7 protein-coding genes are annotated in these 7234 nt (G+C 68.8%); 6 read left to right on the forward strand and 1 reads right to left on the reverse strand.

What is annotated here, in order from left to right:
* Positions 1 to 171 precede the first annotated feature (171 nt).
* Positions 172 to 912 (reverse strand): GntR family transcriptional regulator, encoded by a 741-nt coding sequence (locus H0W38_RS12665; RefSeq protein ID WP_292454529.1) that lies wholly within the window; start codon positions 910 to 912, stop codon positions 172 to 174.
* Positions 913 to 1121: 209 nt separating this feature from the next.
* Here H0W38_RS12665 and H0W38_RS12670 point away from each other — a divergent pair, with 209 nt between their 5' ends.
* Genes H0W38_RS12670 through H0W38_RS12695 form a run of 6 tightly spaced genes read left to right on the forward strand, consistent with a single transcriptional unit; the run spans position 1122 to position 7020 of the window.
* Positions 1122 to 1877, forward strand: a complete 756-nt coding sequence (locus H0W38_RS12670) for a sulfite exporter TauE/SafE family protein (protein ID WP_292454532.1) — start codon at positions 1122 to 1124, stop codon at positions 1875 to 1877.
* Positions 1878 to 1899: 22 nt separating this feature from the next.
* Positions 1900 to 3036, forward strand: a complete 1137-nt coding sequence (locus H0W38_RS12675) for a mandelate racemase/muconate lactonizing enzyme family protein (RefSeq protein WP_292454534.1) — start codon at positions 1900 to 1902, stop codon at positions 3034 to 3036.
* 28 nt (positions 3037 to 3064) lie between these two features.
* Positions 3065 to 3982 carry a TauD/TfdA family dioxygenase gene (locus H0W38_RS12680; RefSeq protein WP_292454536.1) on the forward strand — a complete coding sequence of 306 codons (918 nt, stop codon included), beginning with the start codon at positions 3065 to 3067 and terminating at the stop codon, positions 3980 to 3982.
* Positions 3979 to 4974: a quinone oxidoreductase gene (locus H0W38_RS12685; protein ID WP_292454538.1), complete on the forward strand. Its 996-nt coding sequence runs from the start codon at positions 3979 to 3981 to the stop codon at positions 4972 to 4974. Before H0W38_RS12680 ends, H0W38_RS12685 begins: the two co-directional genes overlap by 4 nt.
* 42 nt (positions 4975 to 5016) lie before the next feature.
* Complete coding sequence (locus tag H0W38_RS12690; protein WP_292454539.1) at positions 5017 to 6612, forward strand: amidase; 1596 nt, start codon at positions 5017 to 5019, stop codon at positions 6610 to 6612.
* Between the two features lie 54 nt (positions 6613 to 6666).
* Positions 6667 to 7020: a zinc-binding dehydrogenase gene (locus H0W38_RS12695; RefSeq protein WP_292454540.1), complete on the forward strand. Its 354-nt coding sequence runs from the start codon at positions 6667 to 6669 to the stop codon at positions 7018 to 7020.
* Positions 7021 to 7234 lie beyond the last annotated feature (214 nt).

Below are 7234 nucleotides of genomic sequence, written 5' to 3' on the forward strand. Positions count from 1 at the left end.
GAAGCGAGTTCCGCGACGGGGCCACGAGACCGAGCAGCGCAGCGAAGTCGGTCTGCGCAGCAGGCCGACCGCCGCACTGAAGCGAAGCCCGCCGCCCGCCCGCGGCTCTGCTCCCCCCGCGCACCCCAGCCGCCGCCCTGATGCCGCGCCCGACAAAGCACCCCGAAGCCCTCATCGCTGCCCCAGCACGCTCTCGTACCGCCGCGCTCCGGTGCGCACATAGCGCAGCCGCGTGTCGGCCGCCTCCCCGCCGTAGCTGTAGCCGGTGCGCACGATGCGCAGCAAGGGGTGGCCGGCGGTCACGGCGAGCAGCGCCGCCACGTCGGCCGGTGCGGCCACCGCTTCCAGGTGCTCGACGATGCGCACCACCGTAATGCCGAAGCGCTGCTGCATCAAGCCGTACAGAGTCGTGTCGCGCTCGGAGAGTTCGTTGGCCGTGAGGCCGGCGAAGCGCGCGGCGGGCAGGCGGATGTCGTCGTACACGGTCGGCTTGCCGTCCAGGGCCAGCAGATTGCGCAGGCGCAGCACCGCGCTGCCGGGCGCCACGCCCAGGCGCTCGGCGGTCTTCACGTCGGCCCGCCAGCGCACGAACGAGAGCAACTGGTGGCGCGGCAATTCCTTGCGGCCGGCGTCGTCGACCAGCTGAAAGAACACATTGAGCATGTAGTCGCGCGTGTGGCTTTTCACGAAGGTGCCGCGGCCCTGCTCGCGCACGACGATGTTCTCGGCAACCAGTTCGTCGATCGCCTTGCGCACCGTGCCGATGCTCGCGCCGAAGCGCTGCGCCAGCAGCGGCTCGCTCGGGAGCGCCTGGCCGTGGCGCCACTTGCCTTCGCGCAGCAGTTCGGCAAGCTGCTGCTTGATCTGGCGGTAGCGCGGCAAGGGCTTGCTGGCGGAGGGTGTCGCAAGCATATTCATTTAGATGAATCTCGATTCAATCACATGACTTTGTGGAGGCTTTGCACAAACCACGCAGTTCGATGCTGAAGGCAATATCTTCATGAATATCAATGGCTTGAGATATTTTCACAGGCTTCCTCATCAAGAACCAGTCGCTTGTTTGCAGCCGCTCATTCTGCAAGACTCTTTGCATCGATTTGTACATCCGATGTAGAGGACCGATGCTCACCGCCCTGACTGCCCACCAACTGCTCCTGCTCGGCGCAGCAGCCTGCGTGGGCGGCGCGATCTTCGGCATCGCCGGCTTCGCGTTCGGCGTGATCGCCTCGCTGTTCCTGCATCACGGCTTCGTCGCCACCGACGTGATCTTCATCGTGGTGGCCGGCGCACTGGTGCTCAACATCGGTCTGCTGCCGCGCTTCTGGTCCGAAATCGACTTTCGCAAGTCGCTGCCCTTCCTCGTCGGCGCCACGGTCGGCCTGCCGATCGGCTTGGCCTTGCTGAGCTGGCTGGAGCCGCGCCTGATCCGCAGCTTCGTCGGCGTGCTGCTCGTCAGCTACTGCGCCTTCGCGCTGCGCCAGCACTCGCGTCAGCCCTTGCGTTTTTCCGCGGGCGGCGGGCGTGCGGCCGACGTATCGATCGGCATGGTGGGCGGCGTGGTGGGCGGCGTGTCGGGCCTGGGGCCGCTGCTGCCCGGCATCTGGTACGGCCTGCGCGGCATGAGCAAGACCGAGCAGCGCGGCCTCATGCAGCCCTTCGGCCTGTATGTGCAAGGCCTGATGGTGGCCTGGTTCATTGCGACCGGCACTGTGAGCAGCAGTGCGGTGCAGAGCGTGGCCGTGGCGACCCCGGTGATGCTGGTCGCCGCCTGGTTGGGCCTGCGCGTGTTCGACGGCATGAGCACCGCACGCTTCCAGCGCTTCGTCATTGCGGCGGCGATGGTCGGCTCGGTGTTCCTGCTCGTGCGCCAGCTCTGAGAAGCTCGAGACGGAGGCGCCCTTGAAACCCATAGCCACCCTCGACGCCTGGCTGCTCAAGCTGCCGCTGGAGCGTCCGTACAAGCTCTCTTTCGGCCCGGTCGCCGAACTCGACACCGTGCTCGTGCGCGTGACCCACCCCGACGGCGCCATCGGCTGGGGCGAAGCCACGCTGCTCACCGGCTACACCGACGAGACGATCGGCGGCACCTGGGACCGGGCGTGCGAGATCCTCGATTCGCTGCGGGGCCGGCCCTCCAACGGCCGCGCCGAGGGCCTGCCCGATCTGCGTCTGGAGGCAATGCTCGACGCGCTCGATGCTTCGCACCCCTTCCTGACCACGGCCTTGCGCACAGCCGACGAAATGGCGGCGCGCTCGCCCCTGCTGCAGGTCGCCGCAACCGACTCCAGGCCGGTGCGCGTGCCGTTGCTCGGCCTGCTGCAGGGCGACACGCCCGAGCGCCTGGGCGACGAAGCCGAGTTGTTGCTGGCCGCCGGCTACACCACGCTCAAGGTCAAGGTCGGTTTCGACGCCGCGCGCGATGCGCAGACGGTGGCCGCCGCACAGCGCGCGGTGGCGGGCCGTGCGCTGCTGCGGCTCGATGCCAACCAGGGCTACGGCGCCGCCGCGGCCTGCGACTTCGTCGGGCGCCTCGATCCCGAAGGCATCGAACTTTTCGAGCAGCCCTGCGCCGCCGGTGACTGGGCGGCGCACATGCAGGTGGCCGCCGTGGCGGCGCAGCGTGGCCTGCCGCTGATGCTCGACGAATCGATCTATTCGCTGCACGAGATCGAGCAGGCCGCCACACTGGGCGCGGCGGCTTTCATCAAGGTCAAGCTGATGAAGTTCAACAGCCTGACGCGGCTCGACGCAGCCCTCCTGCGCATCGAGGCGCTGGGCCTGCAGGCCGTGCTGGGCAACGGCGTGGCGACCGAACTGAGCTGCTGGATGGAAGCCTGCATCGCCGCACGCCGCATCGGCAATGCCGGCGAGATGAACGGCTTTCTCAAGCCCCGCGAGCGCCTGTTCACCGAGCCCCTGCCCTTGCGCAACGGCGCGATCGAGTTGCCGGCCGGCTACTGGCCGCAGATCGACGCCGAGCGGGTGGCGGGCCTGGCCCTGGCCCACCGCTCGGCGCGTCCGCTCGCCGTTCACTGACTTCTTTCTTCAGACCAAGGAGCGATCCATGAGCACCTCCCTTTCCGCCAAAAGCCCCCTCACCGTTCGTGCCGCGTCCGCGTCCGTGGGCGCCGAGATCATCGGAGCCGATGCGGCGAATCTCAGCGACGAAGACTTCGCCGTCATTCAAGCCGCCTGGTACCGCCATTCAGCGCTGGTGTTGCGCGACCAGCGCCTGAGCGATGCGGACCTCATCCGCTTCAGCCGCCGTTTCGGCGAGCTCGACCCGCCGCCGGTGAACGAGAACGGCAAGACCTTCGTGGCCGACCACCCCGAAATCTACGTCGTCTCCAACGTCGTTGGCGCCGACGGTGTGCCGATCGGCAGCCTGGGCGCCGGCGAGGCGGTGTGGCACACCGACATGTCCTACCTGAGCGAGCCGCCCGACGCCTCGGCGCTCTACTCGCTGGAAGTGCCGCCCGAAGGCGGCGACACCTGGGTGAGCAGCATGGAAGCCGCGCTCACCGCCATGCCGCCGGCACTGCGCGAGCGCGTGCGCGGCCTGCGCATCAAGCACGACGGCACCTACAACTCGGGCGGCTATCTGCGCAAGGGCCTCACCGCCAGCGACGACCCCGTCACTTCAGTGGGCACGCCGCACCCCATCGTCTGCGCGCACCCCGTCACCGGCCGGCCGGTGCTCTACCTGGGGCGCCGCCGCAACGCCTACGTGATGGGCCTGACGCGCGAGGCCTCCGAAGCCCTGCTCGACGAGCTGTGGCACTACGCCACCTTGCCGGAGCATGCCTACGCCCACCGCTGGCAAGTCGGCGACCTGCTGATGTGGGACAACCGCAGCACCATGCACCGGCGCGATCCCTTCGACGCCAACACGCGCCGCGTCATGCACCGCACGCAGATCAAGGGCAGCGTGCAGCCGCGCGCCTACGATCCCGAGGCGGTGCGGCAGGAGGCGCTTGCATGAGAGGCGTGGGTATCGCGCAGTTCGGCGGGCCCGAGCAGCTCGAACTGCGCGACGACTGGCCGCTGCCTGAACCGGCCCGGGGCGAAGCGCGGGTGCGCGTGGCGATGGCAGGCGTGAACTACATCGACATCTACATGCGCAGCGGTCAGTACGCCAAGTCGCAGACCTACCAGACGCCGCTGCCGATGCTGCTGGGCATGGAAGGCGCCGGCACCGTCGACGCGCTGGGCGAAGGAGTGACCGACTTGGCTGTCGGCGACCGCGTGGCCTGGTGCGTGACGCGCGGCGCCTATGCCGACTTCGCGGTGGTGCCGGCCTGGAAACTGGTGCCGGTGCCCGAGGGCGTGGACTGGGCGGTCGCCACCGCGCTGCAGTTGCAGGGCTCAACCGCGCATTACCTGACGCATTCGCTGTTCGCATTGCAGCCCGGCCACACCTGCCTGGTGCATGCCGGCGCCGGCGGCGTGGGGCAGTTGCTGATCCAGCTGGCCAAGTCGCGCGGCGCCCGCGTCCTCGCCACGGTGGGCACCGAGAGCAAGGCCACCATTGCCATGGCGCGCGGCGCCGACGCGACCATCCTCTACCGCCACACCGACTTTCGCGCGGCGGTGCGCACGCTCACCCAAGGCGCCGGCGTCGATGTGGTCTACGACTCGGTGGGCAAGGACACCGTGCACGACAGCATCCGCTGCCTCAAGCGCCGCGGCACCTGCGTGATGTTCGGCGCGAGCTCCGGTCAGGTGGAAGGCATCGCCCCGCTCGAACTCGCCGAGGCCGGCTCGGTGTTCTTCACCCGCCCCCACCTGGCCGATTACCTGCAGCCGCACGAGGTGCGCCAGCGCGCGGCGGAGCTGTTCACGCTGGTGGCCGATGAGCGGCTCAGCGTGGCGGTCGAGCGGACCTACGGGCTAGCCGCGGTGGCCGAAGCGCACCGGCACATCGAGGGGCGCAACACCCGGGGCAAATTGCTGGTGGACGTGGCAGCGCCTTGATCTGCCGTACGGCCGGTACACACATTCGCAACAGGAGCACGCATGAACGACGAACAAGCACGACCCACCGCTTCGACCGAGGCCGCGCCTCATCCGCCCTCGCCCCGCCGGCGTCTGATCCTGGCCGGCATGGCGGGAACGGGCGCGACGCTCCTGGCCCCGCATCTGTCCGGCTGCGCCGTGGCCGGCGGGGCGACGGGGACCGACGGCCCCCGAGCGACTGCGGGCCAGGACGACCTGCCCGGCTCGATCGCCGAGGCCGGCCGCGCAATGCGTTCCGGCGTCTACAGCTCCGAGGAGCTAACACGGGCCTACCTGCTGGCCGTCAGCCAGCTTCAACCGAAGCTCAATGCCTTCATCACGGTCACGGGCGACCAAGCGATCGAGCACGCGCGCCGGTTGGACAGCGAGTTGCGTGCGGGCAAGGACCGCGGGCCCCTGCACGGCATTCCCATCGTTCACAAGGACCTGTACGACACGCAGGGCGTGCGCACGACGGTCGGCTCGGAGTTCTTCAAGGACCGCGTGCCGCGCTCGGACGCCACCGTGGTCCGCCGGATGGCCGACGCGGGCGTCGTCTCGCTCGGCAAGACCCACATGAACGAATTCGCGGCCGGCACCTCGGGCACCAACGCCTTCTTCGGCGATGCGCACAATCCCTGGGATCTGGCCCGCTCGCCGGGCGGCTCGTCCAGTGGCACCGGCGCCGCCATTGCCGCCGGCCTGTGCCTGGGCGGCACCGGCTCGGACACCGGCGGCTCGATCCGTGTGCCGGCCAGCTGGAACGGCATCACCGGCATCCGCCCGAGCTTCGGTCGCGTGAGCCTCGCCGGCGTTTATCCGCGCGCCTACAGCCTCGATTGCGCCGGCCCGCTCGCACGTTCGGTGGCCGACGTCGCCGTGCTGCTGCAGGCGATGGCGGGCCATGATCCGAGCTACAAGGATTCGGTCAAGGGACCCCGCGAGGACTTCACGCGCGCACTGCAGGGCGGCGTGCGCGGCCTTCGCATCGGGATCATCGACAACTACACCTACCGGGACGTGGATGCCGACGTGAGCCAGGCGGTCGAGGCGGCGACACGCACGCTCGAAAAACTCGGCGCGAAGGTCGTTCAGGTGCGCATCCCGATGCTGGCGGGGCCGCTGGAGTACTCCTCTCTCTTCAACATCCTGCTCTATGAGTTCAACCAGATCCTCGGCAAGGAGTACCGCGCCACAGCCAACAAGACGTTGTTCGGGCCGATCGTGCAGGGCAACCTCGCGAAGGGCGAGCAGGTCTCGCGCGAGTTCTACGAAAAATCGCTCCGGGAGCGTGCGCAGCAGAAGGCCGGCTTTCGCGAGGTGTTCAGGCAGGCCGACGCATTGATCACGCCGACCATGCCGACCGTGGCCCCCGTGCTCTCGGCCAGCGGCGACACCTACGACCGCGGACGCCAGTTCGCGCTGCCGTTCAGCTGGGTGGGCGTGCCCTCCATCTCGGTGCCTTGCGGCTTCGATGCGAAGGGCCTGCCGATCGGCATGCAGATCGTCGGCGACGAGATGCAGGAAGCCCTGCTGTTGCGGATCGCGGCGGCCTACGAAGGCGCCACGCCCTACCACCGCATGCATCCGCCGGTCTTCACGGACGTGAAGGTCTAGCCAGCCGCCCTGGCTTCGCCGTCGAGCATTGCCACTCAACAAAAGGGAATCGCCATGCATCGCTTGGTCTACCACTCGGTGGGCAAGGACACCGTGCACGACAGCATCCGCTGCCTGAAGCGCCGCGGCACCTGCGTGATGTTCGGCGCGAGCTCGGGACAGGTCGAGGACATCGCTCCGCTCGAACCCGCCGAGGCCGGCTCGGTGTTCTTCACCCGCCCCCACCTGGCCGACTACCTGCAGCCGCACGAGGTGCGCCAGCGGGCGGCGGAGATGTTCGCGCTGGTGGCGCACGAGCGGCTGAGCGTGGCGATCGAGCGGACGTACGGGCTGGAAGAGGTGGCCGAAGCGCATCGGCATATCGAGGGCCGCAACACGCGGGGCAAGCTGCTGGTCACGGTCGCCTGATCTCATACCAAGTCGCGTTCGATCGGCTAAAGAACGCTGTGATCGATCCAGCCCCGCATCGGTCGGCAAATCGGTCTGTTGCGGCCGTGCAACGCGCGTTGCTGTTGCTTTGCGGAGGTTGTGCGGGAGCAAAGCCGCGGGCGGGCGGCGGGCTTCGCTTCGGTGCGGCGGTCGGCCCTGCGGGCCGACTGCGCTGTGCTGCTCGGGCTCGTGG

The organism is Methylibium sp. (assembly GCF_013817365.1).
GTDB lineage: Bacteria > Pseudomonadota > Gammaproteobacteria > Burkholderiales > Burkholderiaceae_C > Methylibium.